The organism is Stenotrophomonas sp. SI-NJAU-1, from assembly GCF_020883215.1.
GTDB classification, from domain to species: domain Bacteria; phylum Pseudomonadota; class Gammaproteobacteria; order Xanthomonadales; family Xanthomonadaceae; genus Stenotrophomonas; species Stenotrophomonas indicatrix.
The window spans coordinates 1,003,021-1,021,268 of record NZ_CP086598.1 but is presented as its reverse complement, the minus strand read 5'-3'; the positions used below and the strand labels follow the sequence as shown (position 1 = coordinate 1,021,268).

The following is an 18,248-nucleotide window of genomic DNA, read 5'->3' as shown; positions in this document are numbered from 1 at the left end:
CCGTTACGGCCTCGCCACCGTACCCACTTCATCGATGTCCTGGTGCAGGATGCGGCGCACTTCCAGCACCGCCTGCGGCGTCTCCTGCACGCTGTGGCCGGAGATGATCACCTTCTCCGACAACGCGCCCGGCAGGTGCGAGCTCCAGTACGGCACCAGCCCATCGTCGGATTTCTCCACCGCCAGTTCCGGTTTGCGCTGGGCGATGATGGAGTGGTACTTCAGGCCCGGCGTGATCGGCAGCTGCGCAGCGGCTTTCACGAACGGGTCGCTGGCCTTGAGGTTGTCGATGCTGTTGGGAATCTTCGGCTTGGCCGTGCCATCGGCCTGCTGCTCGGCCTGAGCCAGTGCCAGGAACACATCCTCGAACTTGCCGAGGATGGTCAGCGGCAGGCGCACCAGGCGGCCGATCAGGCGGCCGACCTTGTTGCCGGCGATGTCCGTGCCCTGGTGCGGGGCGGCGATGAAGATCGCACGCTCCACGTTCGGTTCGGCCTTGAAGTGCAGCAACGGACCCAGCTTGGACTGCACCCGCTTCAGGCGTTCGCCCTTCAGGTTGTAGTTGGCGAGCAGATCATTCCACAGCACATCGCCGGAATCGCTGACCAGCAGGCGCGCCAGCACGCCGCCCATGCTGTGGCCGATGTAGACCATGTCCTTCGAGGCGCGCGTGCTGCCGTTGGGGTCGAAGTGCTGCAACGTGTCGTTGAATGCGTTGGCGATCTCGTAGCGGTTCAGCGCGATCGGCGCATTGGTCGGGTAGTACACCTGCCACACCTGGAACTGCTGGCGCAGTTCGGGGTCACCCATGATCTCGTTGGCCAGGTTCACCCACGCTTCCGGGCTGCTGCCCAGGCCATGCAGCATGAAGATGATGCGGCGGTTCGGATCCCATGGCTGCATCAGGTAGATGTGCGGCTCGCCGATGCCCTCGCTCATGCCGAACAGGGTACGCAGCGACTGCGTGGCGAACCCGCTCTGCGCCAACCACAGGCCGTAGGCGGCGGTGAAGTTGCCCGCCAGCGGCACCTCTTCGCCATGCAGGGTGATGCGCTCGGTGGCCTCGGGCGAATAGCCATCCAGCAGCACCTGGCGGGTGCGCATCACGTCTTCCAGCGTGTTGCCTTCAAAACGCAGCAATGCCGTGACGTTGATCGAGGACATCTCGCTGTACTCGGGCACCGAATCATCGTGCTGGTGGCGGCGTCCGCGGCGGACGCCCTCCTCCTCCTGCTCGTCCTTGCTGGCCTGCGCCTGTGCCGTTTCGGCCTTGGCCCCTTCCGCGGCGACGGCAGGCACCACCAGCTTCGGCGGGTCCATCACCATCACCAGCTCGGCGCCGAAACCATCGCGGCGATAGGTGCTGCGCATGCCGACGAAGCTGACGGTACCGGCCGGCACCAGCTGCTTGGGAATGCTCTTCAATGAAAGGCGCTGGAAATCGGAAGCCAGCGTCCAGCTGCCCGCCGACACCGGCTTGGTGTAGTCCTCGCCGGCCAGCGCTGCGGCACGGGCACGCGCGAACAACACCACGGCGGCCTTCTCGGCAGCATAGTTGTAGTAATCGCGTACCTGCGTCTGGCGATCCTCGAACGCGCGATCGGAGGGCGAGCGCCCGCTGTAGAACAGATAGGCATAGCCATAGCGCGCCGCCTCCAGCCAAGCATCCAGCGCCGCATCGCTCATCGGCGGTTCGTTGGCCGTCTGCTTCTTCGGCGTCAATGCCAGAGCGGCCTTCACCCACAGCTCGGACAGCGTCGACAACCGCTGCTCGACGTTGAGGTCATCGGTCATCAACAGCGTGCTGCGGCAGACCAGGAAGTCCTTCTCGCACTGCGATTCGTCCAGCCCGGCCGCACTCAATGTCTCGCGCGAGGCGGGGCTGAGCTTGCCGGTGTTGAGCACATCGGCGCGCTTGTTGACCAGGTAATCGCTGGACGCCACCTGTTTGACGGTGACCATCGCGCAGCCGCTGCCGCCCAGCAGCAGGAAAGCAGCCAACAGCGCCGGCAGCGCGCGCTGCCAGCGGAACAGGATCATCGGGGTCATTGCTGCGGGTCCTGCTCGGTGCCAGGGATGCCCTGGCGGATCACGGTGGAGAAATCATCGTCGGGTGCCATCTTCAGCGCGCGCTCGGTGATGCGGCCCTTGGCATGCAGTTCGGCGTACGGCACGCCAGGCGTGAGCGCGCCCACCTCCTGCGCGTACTCGGCCAGGTAGCCCGAGGCCAGCAACCGGTAGTCCAGCGGCAGGCGCGGGGCGATATGCCGCGCCAGGTCGAAGACGATCGTGGTGCAGTTGCTGGTCAGCGTGTTGTAGAAGCCAGGTTTGGCGTCAAGCTGGCGTGCCTGATCGATGTAGGCAGCAAACAGGGTCTTGAGCTGGTTGCGATCCATGCCATGCAGGCGGTACAGGTAGACATCCTCGCCGCGTGCGTTGGTGCGGGTGCGGATGATGTCGGTTTCTTCGGACGCGACCAGCGTCATCTCGAACTTGCGGAAGAAGCCGCCCAGTGCGGAGAACGATTCACCACGCTCCTTGCGGATTTCCAGCGAGAACACCAGATGGCGCCCGTCCTCGAATCCGAACGAGACCAGGGTGTGGGCGATCGCCGGGCCCATCCAGTACGACAGCACCAGATCGGCCGAACGCAACTGGTCGAGGTCGTAGCTGCGGCGCACCCAGCGCGCGTCGTAGTCGGTCTCGGTGCGCCAGGTGAAATCGCGCACGTTGTCCAGCACCACGTGGCGGCCATCGAAGGATTCCACGTGCAGGCGCTGCGCCACGTCATCGGCCCAGTCGCGGTCCTGGCGCGGGGTCAGCAGCAGCCACCACAGCCCCGCCAGCGCCAGAGCGCCGGCAAAGGCCGCCCACAGCCGGCGCGTGCCACGGCCGCGCGCCACCTGCCACGCCGCCCAAGCGGCGGCCAGCAGCCACAGCATCGCCGCGGTCACGCCCAGCCAGCCCGGCCCGGGCATCTGGTAGGTCAGCAGACCGGCCACCCACAGCGCCAGCAGCACCATCACACATCCTGTCATCCATCGTCCTGCAGCTTTCACTGGCATCCTGTCGGGGTCCCGGGGCGGCATAGTTAGCCACAAGCCGCCTCACGGCGACATCCATGACGGTTCAGGCTGGCGCCGGCGGGCGCATACTGGCGTCAACCAAGGGTACACAGGGAGCGAGGATGGGCATCACCACCGTGGCCGGCGTCGCCGTGCAGGCGCAGCATCGGGCCAGCTGTCATTGCGGCACCGTCGAGCTGCTGCTGGACCTGCCCGAGGGCATCGTCGACCCGCGCCGCTGCGACTGTTCGATGTGCCGGCGCCGCGGCGCCATCGCCGCCAGCGTGGCCGAAGACGGGCTGCATATCGTGCGTGGCCAGGCCCATCTGCGCCTGTACCAGTTCAACACCCACGTAGCCGAGCACTACTTCTGCGACGTCTGTGGCATCTACACGCACCACCGCCGGCGCTCCAACCCGGACCAGTACGGCTACAACGTGGCCTGCCTGGAAGGCATCGATCCGTTCGCGCTGGGAACCGTTCCGGTCAGCGACGGGGTCAACCACCCCTCTGATCGCACCGGTTAGTGGCGGCTGCGCCGGGGTGGCGGCGCGATCTTCTGCCAGGGGGCCATGCTGGCCCGGCCGACGCGCAACGGACGCTTCAACGGCGTTCGACGCGCGGGCAGGTCCGCTGCAGGCGGCAGCGTCGCGGCGGGCAGCGCAGGGCGCGAGGGCCAGAGTCGGTCAAGCAACCACATGGCTGGTCTCCGTGGGGGACGGGGACGATCAACCCTACCGATGCCCGGGCCAAGACCGGGTGATGGCGCTGCGGCAGGCAGGTGACAGCCAGGCACATTCCCCATGAAGCAGGACCTGGGCACGCGACTGTTCCACCGCACCACGCGCCGTATGCACCTCACCGACGAAGGCGACCTGCTGCTGCAGCGCTGCCGCCGGGCATTGGATGAACTGTCCGAGGCCCAGGCGGATCTTGCGCAACGCCAACTTGCTCCCCGCGGCCTGCTGCGGATTGGCCTGCCCACCATCGGCTACCGTTTTCTGCTGCCGGTGCTGCCCGGCTTCCAGCAGCGCTACCCGCAGGTGCAGTTGGAACTTGATTTCAATGACCGCCTTGTGGATGTAGTCAGCGAAGGGCTGGATGCGGTGATACGCAGCGGTGAACTGGCCGATTCCAGCCTGATGTCGCGTCGGCTCGGCAGCTTCCACTTCGTGCTGTGCGCAGCGCCGGTGTACCTGCGAACGCATGGCGGGCCTCAGTCGCTGCCGGAACTGCATTCACTGCAGGCGCTGCGTTTCCGCTTCCCGACCACCGGCACACTGCAGCCCTGGAGCCTGCCCGGCGTCAATGGCGATGCCGGCGCTGCTCTGGCTACGGCAATGACCTGCAACAACATGGAAGCGCTGCTGGCCGCTGCGATCGGTGCCATGGGCGTGGCCTGGATGCCTGATTTCCTGGCGGCCGAAGCACTGGCCGATGGCCGGCTGCAGCAGGTGCTGCCGATGCTGGAACGGCAGCACGGACAATTCTCACTGCTGTGGCCGGGCAATCGCCACCCCAGCGCGCGCCTGCGGGTGTTCATCGATTACATGGCCGAACATCTGTTCACCCGTCCCCGTTGAGCAGAAAGATGCACCGCCCGCCGCCGCTCTCCATGCACGACGCGCATTGCCACCCCCGAGGCAAGCGCCATCAGCGCACTCGTGGCTGACCACGAACGGGCGGCGGGCGATGCGGGTTGGCGTACCGGACAACTCTGGGACTGACCGGCGGATCATTGTGATCCCCACACATCGCCCACCACGGACAGCGGGTCACGAGATCCGCAGGCGCCATCCGTGCGCCTGCCGATCACGTGCCAGAGTTGATTATGGGACGCCAATCCCAGCCGGCCGATGATGGCCGACGGGGACATGCTGAGTGCTGTCGCCGAGGCGGTGTGTAGGGGTTATCCGCGCCCGCGCCTCAGGCTTGCCGCAGGTGCGATTTCCAAGGGCAGAACTGCAGGACGAGTCACACTCCGCAGGCATGCACGACGCCGATCAGCGTCGCACCACTGCACGCAGCACAGATGCTCAGCTGGCAATCACGACACTACCGGTTGCGCTGCCATCGCCAGGAAATTCTGCAGCACCGGCGCAGGCGATTCCGGTCGCATGCAGAACTGCAGTTCGAACGCAGCGTTGCCGCCATCCAGCGGCCGATAGACGATTTCTTCGGGACGGAACCCGGCCATGCTGGCCGGCACGATTGCTACGCCCGCTTCCACGGCCACCAGCGACAGCACTGCGTGCATGCCCTGCGCTTCCTGCACGACCCGTGGCGTGAAGCCGGCAGCAGTACACAGGCCCAGCACCTGCGCGTGGAAGCCGATGCCTTCGGCCGACGGCCATGAAACGAACGGCTCGTCCACCAGCGCGGCGACATCCAGCCGTAGCCGTGCGGCCAGCCGATGCGCGCGCGGCAGGGCAATGGCCAGTCGATCATGGTCGAACGCCTGCAGATGCAGCTCTGCGGAAATGATCGGCGGAATCAGGATGCCCAGGTCGATGCGCCCCTCGCGCAGCCACTGTTGCTGCTGCCGCGAGGTGGCTTCGTGCAGATGCAGCTGCACCTGCGCAAACGCATGGCGGAACTGGCGGATCAGTGCCGGCAGGCGCCCGTAGAGTGCGCTGCCGACATAGCCGACACGCAGGCTGCCGGTCTGCCCTGCCGCCGCTTCCCGCGTGCGCTGCAGCGCCTGTTCGGCGTGCTGCAGGGTTGCACGCGCCTCCACCAGCAGCGTCTGCCCCGCTGCGGTCAGGCCCAGCGTGCGGTTGCCGCGTACGATCAGCCCGGTACCCACCTCGTCTTCCAGGCGCCGCATCGCCGCCGTCAATGGCGGCTGCGACATGTGCAGGCGTGCAGCAGCGCGATGGAAGTGCAGTTCTTCGGCCACCGCCACGAACTGGCGGAGCAGGCGCAGATCGATCATTTCATCGCAGGCAAGTGGAGACCTGCCTAGGGTACGCGTTCAACCGCGCGCGTCGACACTCGGCCGTGCAATGACCGGCCACTGCAGGGCCACCGATTCGATGCTGTCCGCTGCCACCGCACGCAGGTCGCGCGGATAGGCCACGTGTTCGGCTTCCTGCAATCGCAATGCATGGAACTGGCCGTTGCTGGCCCGCAGGGTCCAGCCCCCCTGCCGGCACCGCGTAGAGGCAAGGAAGGCGACCCCGGGTGCCACCGCCTCTGGATGCAGTTCATCCGGTTCCCCGTCGATGCCCCACATGCGGGTCTTGGCCACCGGCGACACCGCGTTGACCACGATGCCATGCTCGGCGCCTTCCATGGCCAGCACATTGACCAGCCCCTGCGCAGCCAGCTTGGCCATCGCGTAGCCGCACAGGCCGCGCTGCGCATACTGCGGGTACAGCGCGCGATCGGAGGTGGTCAGCACGATGCGGCCGCCGCCGGCAGCACGCATCGCAGGCCATGCCGCCTGTGCCAGCCACAGTGGTGTCTTCGCCGCCAGGCACAGCATCTGCTCCAGCGCATCGTCTTCCACCATTTCAATACCGGCGTAGGCCACCCAGCCGGCGTTGTGGATGATGAAGTCCAGGCGACCATGCCGCTGCAGGATGTCCTGCACGAGCCCGTGGCAACCGCTGCGCTGGTTGATGGGGCCGCTGGCGGCTTCGACCGGCAGGCACTGGGCATGCAGTGCCGCCACCGCCTGGGCGATGCGCTGCGGATCGGTACCCGTGCCGTCCGTCGCGGCGCCCACGTCATGCATCACCACGTGCGCGCCACGCTGGGCCAGCAGGCGGCTGTAGGCCAGGCCGAGGCCACCGGCGGCACCGGTTACCAGGCCCACCTGGCCTTCGAACGAGATACTGGAACTGGGTTTCATCGGCACAGCTTCAACCAAGCGCGCCGGCCCCGGCCAATACTGTTGGCGGCACGCCACGATACGCCGACGCTATCGCGCGTCATCGGCTGAAGCGGCGGGCGCCGGCCACGCAGATCACCGCTGCCACGGTCACCAGCAACATGCCGGCGCTGACGGTCTCGTGCAGCAGCAGCGCCGCCAGCGCCAGGCCGAAGAACGGCTGCAGCAGCTGCAGTTGGCCGACCGCAGCGATACCGCCCTGGGCCAGGCCGCGATACCAGAACAGGAAACCGACCAGCATGCTGAACACCGCCACGTACCCCAGCGCCCACCAGGCCGACGCGGCGACCGCCGTGAACGAGGCCGGGCGCATTGCCACCATCAGCGGCAGCATCACCGGCAATGCCAGCAGCAGCGCCCAGCTGATCACCTGCCAGCCACCCAGATGCCGGGCCAGGCGGCCGCCCTCGGCATAGCCGAGTCCGCACACCACGATCGCTGCCAGCATCAACAGGTCGGCCTGCAGTGAGGCTTCGATGCCGTTGCGCGCGGCGTAGCCGACCACACAGGCGCTGCCCAGCAGCGAGAACACCCAGAACGCCGGGCGTGGCCGGTCACCGCCGCGCAGGACGCCGAATACCGCCGTGCTCAGCGGCAACAGGCCAAGGAACACGATGGTATGCGCCGAGGAGGCGTGGCGCAGGGCAAGCGCGGTCAGCAACGGGAAGCCCACCACCACGCCCAGGCTGACCAGCACCAGACCGGGCAGATCGCTTCTGACCGGGCGCGGCTGGCGCAATGCCAGCAGCAGCACCAGCCCCAGCAACGCGGCGATGCTGGCGCGCGCGGCGGTGACGAAGCTGGCGTCCAGCTCCATCACTGCCAGGCGGGTGGCCGGCAACGAGCCGGCGAAGATCACCACACCGATGAAGCCATTGATCCACCCGCTTGCCGACCGTTCCACACCCTGCTCCAGAAATGCCGGGCAATGGCCGGCCGTGCCCGTCATTGGGCCACCGGGCACGGGCGATACACAGCTACAATCCAGTACAGTCACAAGTAACTGTACTGCCCACAATCCCCTTACAGTCACGCGCATGTCCCGACCGCCCAGCCGCATCGACAGCGTCATCCACGCCGTCCGCTCCCGCATCAGTTCGCGCCTGGATGGCCCGGGCAGCCGCCTGCCCTCGGTGCGCGCGCAGGCCACGGCGATGGGCGTTTCCGTGTCCACCGTGGTCGAGGCCTACGAACGCTTGGCCGCCGAAGGCGTGATCGCCGCGCGCGCCGGCTCCGGCTTCTACGTGGCTGGCCCGGCGGCACCACTGGCGCTGGCGGAAATGGAACCGCGGCTGGATCGCGCGGTGGACCCGCTGTGGGTATCACGGCAATCGCTGGAAACCCCGCCGGGACACCTCAAGCCTGGCTGCGGCTGGATGCCCAGCGACTGGCTGTACCACGATGGCCTGCGCCGCGGCCTGCGCCGCATGGCCCGCGCCGACTCCGCGCAGCTGGTGGACTATGCAGGACCGCTGGGCCTGCCGGCATTGCGACAGACACTGCAGCGACGCGCGGCCACGCTGGGCATCGACGCGTCGATGGAGCAGTTGCTGCTGGCCGAATCGGGGACGCACGCGGTCGACCTGATCTGCCGCTTCCTGCTGAAGCCCGGTGACTGCGTGCTGGTCGACGACCCGAGCTATTTCAATTACCACGCGATGTTGAAGGCCCATCAGGTGCAGGCCATCGGCATACCGTACACGCACACCGGGCCGGACCTGCAGGTGTTTGCCAGCGCGCTGCAGGAACACGCGCCACGCCTGTACATCACCAACGCCGGGCTGCACAACCCGACCGGCGCGGTGCTGTCGGCGACCACCGCACACCGCCTGCTGGGCCTGGCCGAACACAGCGAACTGATCATCATCGAAGATGACATCTTCGCCGACTTCGAGCTGCGCCCGGCGCCTCGGCTGGCGGCCCTGGATGGATTGTCGCGGGTGATCCATGTCGGCAGTTTCTCCAAGACCATTTCCGCGGCATCGCGCTGCGGCTACATCGCCGCGCGCCCGGACTGGATCGAGGCACTGACCGATCTGAAGCTGGCCACCAGCTTCGGCGGTGGGCACCTGGCGGCGAACCTGATGCAGATCGCACTGACCGACAGTGGCTACCGCCGCCACATGCAGGCGGTGCGCACGCGCCTGGCCGATGCGCGCAAGCACACGCTGCGGCAGGTGCAGAAGCTGGGCATCACGCCATGGCTGCAACCCGATGCAGGGCTGTTCCTGTGGTGCCAGCTGCCCGATGGCCGCGATGCATCGGCGGTGGCCAGGCAGTGCCTGCGCGAAGGCGTCGTGGTGGCGCCGGGCAATGCCTTCAGCCAGTCGCAGCGGGCTGCCGACTACGTGCGCTTCAATGTGTCGCAGTGCCAGGACCCGAAGATCTGGCAGGTGCTGGGGAAGGCGTTGCGATGAGCTGGTAATGCGCCACAAGCGCATCCACCACCACGCGTACGCCCGGCAACTGTCCGCGACGATGCGGTAGCAGCACACTGGTGGTCACCTCGCCGGCGTGCCAGGCCGGCAACACCTGTTGCAGCCGGCCGGCGGCGATGGCCGCTGCACACAGGCTGTGGGGCAGCACGGTGATGCCAAGACCCGCCTCGGCCGCGGCGATCAGCAGCTGCGACTCATTCCCGACCAGAGCCACGCGTGGCTCCACCTGCACACTGCGAGCGCCGGCACCCTGCAGCGTCCAGCGCGTTGCGTGGCGCGCGGTCAGAAGGCCGGCATGCGTGCATAGCTGTTCCGGGAAGTCCAAGGCGGGCGCGTTGGCCAGATAGCCCGGCGAGGCCACCAGCACGATGCGCTCGCTGCCGAGTGATCGCTGCACCAGCCCGGAATCCGGCAGCGGACCGAAGTGGCTGCGCAGGGCGATGTCGATGCCCTCCTGCGCCAGATCGATGAAGCGATCACTGACTTCCACTTCGATGCGAAGACGCGGGAAGCGGCGCGCAAGCGCAGGCAGACAGACAGCGAGCTGGCCCTGCACCACCGGAATGGAGGCGCTGATGCGCACGGTGCCGCTGGGTTCGGCCTGGCGGTTGCGGACAATGGCTTCGGCCGCCTCCACCTCAGACAGGGCCGCGCGCGCACGCTCGAAGAATTCCTGGCCAACTTCGGTCAACGCGAAGCGGCGCGAACTGCGCTGCAGCAGGCGCACGTCAAGTCGTTCTTCCAGCAACGCCACGCGCTTGCTCAGGGTCGAGCGCGGCAGGCCCAGATGGCGACCACCGGCAGCGAAACCGCCCTGCTCCACCGCCGTGACGAACAATGCCAGATCGTTGAGGTTGAGCATGCGCAATGTCCACACGTGTGGACTTCAGGATGCCATTCGGACGGCTTCCGGGGCAATGTCCACGCAGGCACGCTTTCCTCACCCGCCGCATCGCGGCTTGAACCGGAAACCTGCCATGACCCCGATCCTCTTCTACGGCGTACCCTCGGGCTGCTCGTTCGGCTCCATCGTCGCCCTGGAATGGCTGCGCCAGCCTTACCACTTGTGCCGCATCGATATGCCAGGCCAAGTGCAGGGCGAAGACTACCGCCGCCTCAATCCACTGGGCGAAACCCCAACCCTGCGTACCGCCCATGGCGAATTCCTCAGTGAGAGTCTGGCCATCCTCAACCACCTCGCTGCACAGGGCGTCGCTCAAGGACTGGGCTTCACCCAGGGCACAGCCGGCTTCGATCGCCTCAACCATCGGCTGGCCTATCTCAACACCAGCTTCTTCGGCGCCTATGCCCCGCTCTGGCACGCGCTGGAACACTCGGAGGGCGAGGAAGGCGAGGCGTTGCGCGCCTATGGCACGAACAAGATACGCCACAGCCATCAAGCGCTGGAGCAGATGATTGGCAGCGGCCCGTGGCTGCTGGGCGAGCAACGCAGCTTCGCCGACGCCTACTTCGCCGGCATCGCCCGCTGGAACGACTATCACCAGGTGGTCGACCGCCGCGAGTTCCCCAGGGTGCAGCAGCTGTTCGAGCGCCTGCAGGACGACGCCGGCGTGCAGTTCGCCCACGCCATCGAAACGCAGCGACCGGCAGCCAGCAGCGGCGGCTTCCTCGGCGAGGTGCAACTGCACGACGTGCTTGAGGCCGCCACGGCCTGAGCCCGGTCCTGACTGTGCGGCAGCGACGCGCAATGCCTCTTGCGCGCCTTGCTACAGTGGCCTGTCCCCTGCCGCAGGAATCCGCGCATGTCCTCGTTCTCCGATCCGCAGGCAGTGGCCCGCTATGCCGAAGCGCCACTGCGCCAGGTGCCTGGCTTCCTCGCGTTGCAGCAGATGAGCCGCCTGCTGCTGGCCGAGCGCGTGCCTGCACACGGCCGCGTGCTGGTGCTCGGTGCCGGGGGCGGGCTGGAGCTGAAAGCCTTCGCCGAAGCGCAGCCGGGCTGGCAGTTGCTGGGCGTGGACCCCGCCGCGCCGATGCTGGCCCTGGCCGAGCAGACACTGGGTCCGTTGAACGCACGCGTCGAACTGCTGGAAGGCTACATCGACGATGCCCCGGACCTGCGCTTCGATGGAGCCAGCTGCCTGCTGACCCTGCACTTCCTCGATGCCGCGCAGCGCCTGCACACGCTGCGCGAGCTGCGGCAACGACTACGCCCGGGCGCGCCGCTGGTGGTGGCCCACCACAGCGTGCCGCAGGACGCAGACGGCAAGCATCGCTGGCTGCAGCGCTACGCCGCGTTCGCCGAAGCCTCCGGCGTTCCCCGTGCCGATGCGCAGCGCGCGGTCGCTGCCATCGCCGAGCGCCTGCCACTGCTCTCGCCCGAGCAGGAAGTGGCGTTGCTGCAGGAGGCCGGCTTCGAGAACGTGGAACTGTTCTACGCCGGTTTCAGTTTCAAGGGATGGGTGGCCCAGGTGCCGGCCACACCGGCGTAGCGTTGCGAGGCGGACTCAGGGCACCACGGTAATACCGATGCGCTGCATCAGCAGCGCCACCTGCTGCACGTCCAGGGTGGCGCCACGCAGGTTGGTGCTGCGCAGGTCCAGTTCACCCAGCTCCGAACCGGTCAGGTTGCAATCGGTGAAATTGGCCGCATTCCAGTCGATGCCCTCGAACTGGCCGCCGGACAGGTCCGACCCTGCGAAACTGGCGCCGCTCACGTTGGCTCCGTCCCAGCGGTTTTCCCACAGCTCGCACTTCTCCAACGTCACCCGCGAGAAGTTGGCATAGCGCAGGTTGGATTTCTTGATGAAGGCACTGCAGAACCAGCTGCGCGTGGTGACCTGGTTCATGAAACCGGCGTTGCTGAAATCGGCGCCCTGCGCGCGGCACTCGCTGATTTCCAGTCCCAGCGCCTTGATGAAGTTGAAGTTGCACAGGCTGATGTCGCACTGGCGGAAGCTGGCTTCCTTCAACGTGGCGCCACTGAAACGACACCCGGTACGCGTGTCGGCGTCGTAGAAACCGCAGTTGACGAACTCGGTGGCAGTGAGGTCCGCGCCGGAGAAATCACAGTCATGGAACTGCTGGTCGACCACCTTCTGGCCGGTGAACTGATCCACGCCGATGCGCAGCTTGTGGTGAACAGTGGCGGACATGCAGGGTTCCGTGACGGGTGCCGCGACATGATGCCGCGTCCGACGGACATGCGGTAGAACCCGCAGACACCCCGGTTCACGACAGCTGCAGCCGGGATGTGTACAAGCGAAGCGCGTGGGCCGCTGAACCTCTCTGACGGATTCATCGCCATGCCTCGCGTGGATCCTCTGCGGGCGTCAACCCAGGTCATGCAGCTGTCGCGTTGACCCCGGCTCGCACCGATCAACACCACCGCCCTCGCCAAGGTCAGTGATCAGCGCCACATCCGGGCCGTGCCATTCATCACGCCCGGTTTGAGGAGCGAAGTATCCCTACCCTCCTTCACGTGCCGGCAGGCGCATCAAGGGGCACCGGCATGTTCCCCGCCGGCGACCTGTCCCACACGAGGAGCCCCGATGAAACCAACGCCACTGGCCCTGGCCGCAGCGCTGTGCGTGTTTACAGCGCATGCCAGGCAGGACGATGACTGCCCGAGCGATGCACAGATGATCGCCACCCTGTCCTACGCAGAGCTTGACCGCTATGAAGCGGACATGCGCAATGACGAACCGCCGTTCGAGGAGCTGTGCAAGGACGCCACCGACAAGGACGAAGAGGACGCTGCGGGGTCACGGCGCCACTACTGCATCAAGCGCACGGCGCGCTACGTGTCCTACAACACCGACATCGGCGCAGAGGAGTATTCGGACGTCACGATGTATGACTACGCCTACCTTCCACGCACAGGTACCACGTGGACGCACCGTGTGCGCGTGGTGATCCAGGATGTTCTGGGCGAGGCATCCAGGGGACTGACGATGGCGCCCTTCCTGTTCTGTGGCAGCTGCACCGACAAGCAGCAGTTCCAGATGATCGGCCTCGGAGGTCAGGGTACCTATGACTTCACCGCAACGTTGAGCATGGACACCGACGACGGGCGGACCAGCCAGAACACGCAGCTGATCCTGACCCGGTTCAACGTGGAGCAGACGCTGATCGAGATGTCGGCGCCGGAAGTGCGATGCGAGAGGCTGGCAAACAGTCACTCCGGCTGCCGGCACGCGGATTATCCGGGCGTTCTGGAGCTCAGCCTTTCGGACCCGGATGTTGATGAATCCGCTGCTCATATTCTTGCGGCGCAGGCCGCACTGCCCAACAACATCGGACGCTGGGATCCTGATGCTTCACTGCGGGGGAAGGCAATGACTCGTGTGCGAAGCAATGAAATAAGAAGGGCGAACAGGAACACAAGCAAAACGCTTTGCGAGCAGAGGTTTCCAGGTCAGCCAGGTGCTGGCAAGGACTGCGATGAGTACCCCTTCGCATCGACCTATCAGGGTGCGAGTCTCGTACAGGAAGATCAGATGTCCGTCCGATATCTTGACTCCTCGGACAACCGCCGCGTTGGCGGAAAACTGGGCGAGTTCTACTGTGGAACCGACCGCATCATCGACGGCGAGGAATTCTGGCTGAGGATCACCCCATGAACGGGCAGACCAAGCACCTGAAGGCACCAGCTGACGTAGATGAGTGGCTCGACCTACTCACGCAGCTCAATCAAGGAATCCTTTCCACACTGGAGGAACGGCTTGCTGCACCTCATTTCGACATGGGCATGCAACCCTTCGCCGAGCAGTACCCGGACAGTCCGCTGGCAGACGTCGCTCGGCGCGCACTCACCGGAACCATCGATTGGTGTGGTGTACCCGGCGCCAGCGAGCAGGCCATTGTTGATGCGGAGAAACGCCTGGGGGTCAGATTGCCAAAAAGCTATCGCGACTTCCTGAAGGTCAGCAATGGCTTCGCGCTGCCGGGACGCTTCGTGGACATCCTGCTGCCCGTCGAACTGATCCGCCCATTCGGGCAGGACAACGAGGAGATCGTGCAGATCCGTCGGGAACTGGTTGTAGATCCGGTGGTGGATGCGTTCCAGTACCACCTGGACCGCGCCATACAGGTAAGTGGCACGCCGCAGATGGGCGATGACTTCTTCCTGCTGGATACCTATCACTCCACAGCGCTGAATGAATGCGATGCGCATGTCTACAGCCGTGTCGATATCGATTGGTACGCCTCATTTGGGCATCTGATGTTGGAGGAAAGCAACTCCACTCTGTAGCGCTGAAGCACCCTCCTTCGGGAGGGTGCACTTCTCAACTGACTCCGCTACGCAATCACCGAGGATGCATAGAGGTGGAAGTTGAGCGGATGATCAAACCCCATCACGTGCCTGGTCATGGATTCGCAAGCCTTCCCGCTAGCGAAGAAGTCCGAGCGGGCCAAGGCGGGTTGAAGAGTGCGATTTTCGCCTGACGGCGAGTCATCGGCTTCCTGGAGCCCGCACGCCCTCGATGCACTTACTCTGCACACACGAAAAAGCCGGCTCAAGGCCGGCTTCTTCATGTCACCTGAAAAATCAGGTGATCTATTTGGTGGGCGGTACAGGGATCGAACCTGTGACCCTTGCCGTGTGAAGGCAATGCTCTACCGCTGAGCTAACCGCCCGGTGTGTTGCTGAGCCGCTCATTATAGGGGCTTTTCAGAGACCGTCAACAGTTTTCACATTCGTGTTCACGCGCGTTTCCAGAGGCCGCCGGGCATGGCCCGGCGCTACCGGAATCACATCGTATGCGTCGGCTTGTCCGAACCGGTCAGGCCGGCCAGGATCGTTTCGATCTTGTGGCGCACGGTCTCGCCTTCCTGGCCATCGGCCAGCTGCACGCCGATGCCGGCGGTGCGGTTGCCCTGCGCACCGGCCGGAGTCACCCAGATCACCTTGCCGGCCACCGGCAGGCGCTCGCTGGAATCGGGCAACGTCAGCAGCAGGAACACCTCGTCGCCCAGGAAGTAGCGCTTGGGCGTGGGCACGAAGATGCCGCCATTCTTCACGAACGGCATGTACGCGCTGTACAGCGCGGCTTTGTCCTTCACTGCCAGGGACAGGATGCCCTGGCGGGCGTTGCTGGCACTCATCGATTTCCCCTTGCGGCAGGCCGCTCGTTCACCTTGTTCCAGGCCAGCAGCAACTCGACCACCGCAAGGTCTGCGCGCACGGTGGTGCGCAGCAGGTCGCGGGTGCGGTTGGCCGCATCGAACCAGGCTGCAAGCTTGTGCAATCGCTCCGGCGTGGTCAAGGCATCGGTGCTGGCCTGGGCCAGCGCCAGGTCGGCAGCGAAGCGCAGGCGCAGCGCCGCGTTGTCATCGGCACACCACTTTTGCGCCAGCTCCACCGCGCCGGTCTTGCCGGCGGCCAGCTGTTCCAGCTCACGGCTGACGTCGCGACGCAGGCTCAGGCCATCTTCGCGCAGCCAGTTGTCGGCCTGCCCGGGATGGCCGCGTGCCGCATCCAGTGCCTCACGCGCGGCCGCTTCGCTGTGGCCCTGCTGCTGCAGCCAGGCCAGCGCTTCCTCGCGCGGCGGCAGCTTGAATTCCAGGCGCTGGCAGCGGCTGCGCACGGTCTGCGGCAGGCGCGCCGGGTCACTGCTGATCAACCACAGGTAACGCCCGGGTTGCGGCTCTTCCAGGGTCTTCAGCAGCGCATTGGCGGCCGAACGGTTGATGGCATCGGCCGGGTCGACGATCACCACCTGCCCCACGCCGTACTGCGGGGTCAGCGCCAGCTTGTTGGTGATCTCGCGCACCTGCTCGATCACGATCTCGGTGCGCAGCTTGTCGCCGCTCTTGTTCGGAATGAAGCTGATCAGCTGCAGGTCGGGATGCGTGCCGGCGGCAATCAGCTGCCGGGTGCGGGTGGCATGCGCGCCATCCCCGCGTGCCAGCACGTGGTCGGCAAGCGCCAGGGCCACCTCCCGCTTGCCCAGCCCGGCCGGGCCACAGATCAACAGGCCATGGCCCAGTCGATCCGCATCCAACGCAGCCACGGTCTGCTCGAACGCGCGCTGCTGCCAGGGCGAGAACGTACTCATGCGCCCTCCCCTTGCTGCAGCCAGCGCTCGACACGCGCAACCACATCGGCGGCCACGCGCTCCTGCACCTGCCCGGCGTCGACCAGCGCGAAGCGCTGCGGGTCCTGCTGCGCACGGCTGCGGAACACTTCACGCACGCGCTGGAAGAAATCGTCCTGCTCGCTTTCGATGCGGTCCGGCCACAGGTCGCGGCCGTTGGCACGCGCGCGGCCGACGGCCACGTCCACGTCCAACAACAGGGTCAAACCGGGCAGCAGGCCAACGGCGCGGCGCTCCAGGTCAGCGATCCACTGCGGGTCCAGGCCGCGGCCGCCGCCCTGGTAGGCATAGCTGGAATCGGTGAAGCGATCGCTGAGCACATAGGCACCGCGCTGCAGTGCTGGCTGGATCACCTGGCGCACATGCTGCGCGCGTGCGGCGAACACCAGCAGCAGCTCAGCCTCGGCACTGAGCGGCTCGGCGGCGATCTCGGCATCGGGCTTCAGCACCAGGCCGCGGATGCGCTCGGCCAGCGGCGTGCCACCGGGCTCGCGGGTCAACACGACCTCATGGCCGTGACGGCGCAGGCACTCGCGGATGGCGTTGATGGCGGTGGTCTTGCCCGCGCCCTCGCCGCCTTCCAGGCTGACGAAACGGGGATGGCGAAGCAGCGCGGAACTCATTGCGCCGGGGTCTCCTGGGTGCGTTGCTGGCGCAGCTGCTGCAGGTAGCGGGCTACGGCGGCGTTGTGTTTGTCCAGGCTCGGCGAGAACACGTGCGCACCACTGCCATCGCCCACTGCGACGAAGTACAGCGCATCGCCCGGTGCCGGCTGTGCGGCGGCCATCAGCGCGTCGCGGCTGGGCATGGCGATCGGGGTCGGGGTCAGGCCAGAACGGGTGTAGGTGTTGTAGGGCGTATCGGTGGTCAGATCGCGGCGGCGGATGTTGCCGTCGTACGCCGCGCCGATGCCGTAGATCACGGTCGGATCGGTCTGCAGGCGCATGCCGATCTTCAGGCGGCGCATGAACACGCCGGCAATCTGCGGTCGCTCGCTGGCCAGCGCGGTTTCCTTTTCGATGATCGACGCCAGCGTCAGCAGCTCGTAGGGCGTGTTGATCGGCAGATCCGGGGCGCGGCTTTCCCAGGCCTCGTCCAGCGCCTTCTCCATCGCGCCGTGGGCACGCTTGAGCACGTCCAGGTCGCTGTCGCCGCGCTGGTAGACGTAGGTTTCCGGCAGGAACCGGCCTTCCGGATGCTGGCCGGCGAAACCGAGGCGATCCATCAGTGCTGCGTCATCGAGGGTGTCGGTGGTGTGCAGCAGCGGATCGGCACGCTTGAGCGCGGCGCGCAGCTGGCGGATGTTCCAGCCTTCGATGATGGTGACGCGGTGCTGCAGCACCTTGCCCGCGCGCATGCGCAGCAGCAGCTCGCGCGGGGTCAGGCCCTTGCTCAGCGCGTACTCGCCCACCTTCAGCTTGCCGGCCGCGTCGAGCTGGCGCGCCAGCAGTTGCCACTGGGTGTCCTGGCCCTCGTCCACGCCGGCCTCGCGCAGCTTGCGCAGCACGCTGTTCATGCCATCGCCGCTGGCGATGACCACGCTGTCCGCGCTGGGGGTCAACGGCACGTCGGCAAACTGGCTCTGCTTGTAGAAGAACCACGCGCCCGCGCCGGCCACGATGGCGGCCAGCACCAGCAGCAGCGTTACCACCAACAGACACCCGCGCTTGGCTCCCGCCATGGACTACCTCTGAACTCGATTCCGTCGTGCAGGATACCGTGCCGGTGGTGTGGGGTCATGACCGGGGGCACTCATCCACGCATGGCGTGGATCTACCGCCGGGCATGGCCC

18 protein-coding genes and 1 tRNA gene are annotated in these 18,248 nt (G+C 66.3%); 7 read left to right on the top strand and 12 right to left on the bottom strand.

Going from position 1 to position 18,248, the window contains the following annotated elements:
* Nucleotides 1–3 precede the first annotated feature (3 nt).
* Together LMF57_RS04645 and LMF57_RS04640 are read right to left on the bottom strand one after the other, a co-directional pair.
* On the bottom strand, nucleotides 4–2,049 hold the full coding sequence (locus LMF57_RS04645; protein ID WP_229290989.1) for an alpha/beta fold hydrolase: 2,046 nt from the start codon (nucleotides 2,047–2,049) through the stop codon (nucleotides 4–6).
* Nucleotides 2,046–3,023 (bottom strand): DUF4105 domain-containing protein, encoded by a 978-nt coding sequence (locus LMF57_RS04640; RefSeq protein ID WP_229291356.1) that lies wholly within the window; start codon nucleotides 3,021–3,023, stop codon nucleotides 2,046–2,048. The genes LMF57_RS04645 and LMF57_RS04640 overlap by 4 nt, the downstream gene beginning before the upstream one ends.
* A 164-nt stretch (nucleotides 3,024–3,187) precedes the next feature.
* On the opposite strand from LMF57_RS04640, the gene LMF57_RS04635 reads away from it, so the two are divergent.
* Nucleotides 3,188–3,592 carry a GFA family protein gene (locus tag LMF57_RS04635; protein WP_025874047.1) on the top strand — a complete coding sequence of 135 codons (405 nt, stop codon included), beginning with the start codon at nucleotides 3,188–3,190 and terminating at the stop codon, nucleotides 3,590–3,592.
* Nucleotides 3,593–3,868: 276 nt separating this feature from the next.
* Nucleotides 3,869–4,648 carry a LysR substrate-binding domain-containing protein gene (locus LMF57_RS04630; RefSeq protein ID WP_229290988.1) on the top strand — a complete coding sequence of 260 codons (780 nt, stop codon included), beginning with the start codon at nucleotides 3,869–3,871 and terminating at the stop codon, nucleotides 4,646–4,648.
* Between the two features lie 464 nt (nucleotides 4,649–5,112).
* Here LMF57_RS04630 and LMF57_RS04625 read toward each other — a convergent pair whose 3' ends face one another.
* From LMF57_RS04625 to LMF57_RS04615, 3 genes are all read right to left on the bottom strand, one after another.
* Nucleotides 5,113–6,000 carry a LysR family transcriptional regulator gene (locus LMF57_RS04625; protein WP_099783056.1) on the bottom strand — a complete coding sequence of 296 codons (888 nt, stop codon included), beginning with the start codon at nucleotides 5,998–6,000 and terminating at the stop codon, nucleotides 5,113–5,115.
* 39 nt (nucleotides 6,001–6,039) lie between these two features.
* Nucleotides 6,040–6,921 carry an SDR family oxidoreductase gene (locus LMF57_RS04620; RefSeq protein ID WP_117309685.1) on the bottom strand — a complete coding sequence of 294 codons (882 nt, stop codon included), beginning with the start codon at nucleotides 6,919–6,921 and terminating at the stop codon, nucleotides 6,040–6,042.
* Between the two features lie 79 nt (nucleotides 6,922–7,000).
* Complete coding sequence (locus LMF57_RS04615) at nucleotides 7,001–7,864, bottom strand: DMT family transporter (protein ID WP_099785940.1); 864 nt, start codon at nucleotides 7,862–7,864, stop codon at nucleotides 7,001–7,003.
* Between the two features lie 133 nt (nucleotides 7,865–7,997).
* Here LMF57_RS04615 and LMF57_RS04610 point away from each other — a divergent pair, with 133 nt between their 5' ends.
* The gene (locus LMF57_RS04610) at nucleotides 7,998–9,377 is read left to right on the top strand and encodes a PLP-dependent aminotransferase family protein (protein ID WP_229290985.1); all 1,380 of its coding nucleotides are present in this window, start codon (nucleotides 7,998–8,000) and stop codon (nucleotides 9,375–9,377) included.
* Here LMF57_RS04610 and LMF57_RS04605 read toward each other — a convergent pair.
* Nucleotides 9,316–10,260, bottom strand: coding sequence for a LysR substrate-binding domain-containing protein (locus LMF57_RS04605; protein WP_229290982.1), 945 nt, complete (start codon nucleotides 10,258–10,260; stop codon nucleotides 9,316–9,318). The two genes, LMF57_RS04610 and LMF57_RS04605, sit on opposite strands and share 62 nt — an antisense overlap.
* Before the next feature lie 115 nt (nucleotides 10,261–10,375).
* Here LMF57_RS04605 and LMF57_RS04600 point away from each other — a divergent pair, with 115 nt between their 5' ends.
* Both LMF57_RS04600 and LMF57_RS04595 read left to right on the top strand, forming a co-directional pair.
* Nucleotides 10,376–11,074 (top strand): glutathione S-transferase family protein, encoded by a 699-nt coding sequence (locus LMF57_RS04600; protein ID WP_229290981.1) that lies wholly within the window; start codon nucleotides 10,376–10,378, stop codon nucleotides 11,072–11,074.
* An 87-nt stretch (nucleotides 11,075–11,161) separates the two neighbouring features.
* A complete protein-coding gene (locus tag LMF57_RS04595; RefSeq protein ID WP_117309681.1) occupies nucleotides 11,162–11,848 on the top strand; it encodes a methyltransferase in 687 nt (228 codons plus the stop codon).
* Nucleotides 11,849–11,863: 15 nt separating this feature from the next.
* Here LMF57_RS04595 and smqnr read toward each other — a convergent pair whose 3' ends face one another.
* On the bottom strand, nucleotides 11,864–12,511 hold the full coding sequence (smqnr, locus tag LMF57_RS04590) for a SmQnr family pentapeptide repeat protein (RefSeq protein ID WP_117309680.1): 648 nt from the start codon (nucleotides 12,509–12,511) through the stop codon (nucleotides 11,864–11,866).
* A 396-nt stretch (nucleotides 12,512–12,907) separates the two neighbouring features.
* Between smqnr and LMF57_RS04585 the strand changes: the two genes are divergently transcribed.
* A complete protein-coding gene (locus LMF57_RS04585) occupies nucleotides 12,908–13,978 on the top strand; it encodes a NucA/NucB deoxyribonuclease domain-containing protein (protein WP_117309679.1) in 1,071 nt (356 codons plus the stop codon).
* On the top strand, nucleotides 13,975–14,610 hold the full coding sequence (locus tag LMF57_RS04580) for an SMI1/KNR4 family protein (protein ID WP_205420734.1): 636 nt from the start codon (nucleotides 13,975–13,977) through the stop codon (nucleotides 14,608–14,610). Before LMF57_RS04585 ends, LMF57_RS04580 begins: the two co-directional genes overlap by 4 nt.
* 311 nt (nucleotides 14,611–14,921) lie before the next feature.
* Here the strand turns inward: LMF57_RS04580 and LMF57_RS04575 are convergent.
* From LMF57_RS04575 to mltG, 5 genes are all read right to left on the bottom strand, one after another.
* Nucleotides 14,922–14,996 (bottom strand) — tRNA-Val (locus LMF57_RS04575).
* Between the two features lie 114 nt (nucleotides 14,997–15,110).
* Entirely contained in the window at nucleotides 15,111–15,464 is a 354-nt protein-coding gene (locus tag LMF57_RS04570) for a PilZ domain-containing protein (protein WP_025874071.1), read from the bottom strand.
* Entirely contained in the window at nucleotides 15,461–16,417 is a 957-nt protein-coding gene (locus tag LMF57_RS04565; RefSeq protein WP_229290980.1) for a DNA polymerase III subunit delta', read from the bottom strand. Before LMF57_RS04565 ends, LMF57_RS04570 begins: the two co-directional genes overlap by 4 nt.
* Nucleotides 16,414–17,079 carry a dTMP kinase gene (tmk, locus tag LMF57_RS04560; protein ID WP_049467276.1) on the bottom strand — a complete coding sequence of 222 codons (666 nt, stop codon included), beginning with the start codon at nucleotides 17,077–17,079 and terminating at the stop codon, nucleotides 16,414–16,416. Before tmk ends, LMF57_RS04565 begins: the two co-directional genes overlap by 4 nt.
* Complete coding sequence (gene mltG / locus LMF57_RS04555) at nucleotides 17,076–18,137, bottom strand: endolytic transglycosylase MltG (RefSeq protein WP_229290978.1); 1,062 nt, start codon at nucleotides 18,135–18,137, stop codon at nucleotides 17,076–17,078. Before mltG ends, tmk begins: the two co-directional genes overlap by 4 nt.
* Nucleotides 18,138–18,248 lie beyond the last annotated feature (111 nt).

Bases quoted from the DNA above. Each gene is read 5' to 3' on its own strand.
- smqnr (WP_117309680.1), bottom strand. From the start codon at position 12,511: ATGTCCGCCACTGTTCACCACAAGCTGCGCATCGGCGTGGATCAGTTC.
- LMF57_RS04600 (WP_229290981.1), top strand. From the start codon at position 10,376: ATGACCCCGATCCTCTTCTACGGCGTACCCTCGGGCTGCTCGTTCGGC.
- LMF57_RS04630 (WP_229290988.1), top strand. From the start codon at position 3,869: ATGAAGCAGGACCTGGGCACGCGACTGTTCCACCGCACCACGCGCCGT.
- LMF57_RS04645 (WP_229290989.1), bottom strand. From the start codon at position 2,049: ATGACCCCGATGATCCTGTTCCGCTGGCAGCGCGCGCTGCCGGCGCTG.
- LMF57_RS04565 (WP_229290980.1), bottom strand. From the start codon at position 16,417: ATGAGTACGTTCTCGCCCTGGCAGCAGCGCGCGTTCGAGCAGACCGTG.
- LMF57_RS04635 (WP_025874047.1), top strand. From the start codon at position 3,188: ATGGGCATCACCACCGTGGCCGGCGTCGCCGTGCAGGCGCAGCATCGG.
- tmk (WP_049467276.1), bottom strand. From the start codon at position 17,079: ATGAGTTCCGCGCTGCTTCGCCATCCCCGTTTCGTCAGCCTGGAAGGC.
- LMF57_RS04585 (WP_117309679.1), top strand. From the start codon at position 12,908: ATGAAACCAACGCCACTGGCCCTGGCCGCAGCGCTGTGCGTGTTTACA.
- LMF57_RS04605 (WP_229290982.1), bottom strand. From the start codon at position 10,260: ATGCTCAACCTCAACGATCTGGCATTGTTCGTCACGGCGGTGGAGCAG.
- LMF57_RS04640 (WP_229291356.1), bottom strand. From the start codon at position 3,023: ATGGTGCTGCTGGCGCTGTGGGTGGCCGGTCTGCTGACCTACCAGATG.
- LMF57_RS04610 (WP_229290985.1), top strand. From the start codon at position 7,998: ATGTCCCGACCGCCCAGCCGCATCGACAGCGTCATCCACGCCGTCCGC.
- LMF57_RS04570 (WP_025874071.1), bottom strand. From the start codon at position 15,464: ATGAGTGCCAGCAACGCCCGCCAGGGCATCCTGTCCCTGGCAGTGAAG.
- LMF57_RS04625 (WP_099783056.1), bottom strand. From the start codon at position 6,000: ATGATCGATCTGCGCCTGCTCCGCCAGTTCGTGGCGGTGGCCGAAGAA.
- LMF57_RS04580 (WP_205420734.1), top strand. From the start codon at position 13,975: ATGAACGGGCAGACCAAGCACCTGAAGGCACCAGCTGACGTAGATGAG.
- mltG (WP_229290978.1), bottom strand. From the start codon at position 18,137: ATGGCGGGAGCCAAGCGCGGGTGTCTGTTGGTGGTAACGCTGCTGCTG.
- LMF57_RS04595 (WP_117309681.1), top strand. From the start codon at position 11,162: ATGTCCTCGTTCTCCGATCCGCAGGCAGTGGCCCGCTATGCCGAAGCG.
- LMF57_RS04620 (WP_117309685.1), bottom strand. From the start codon at position 6,921: ATGAAACCCAGTTCCAGTATCTCGTTCGAAGGCCAGGTGGGCCTGGTA.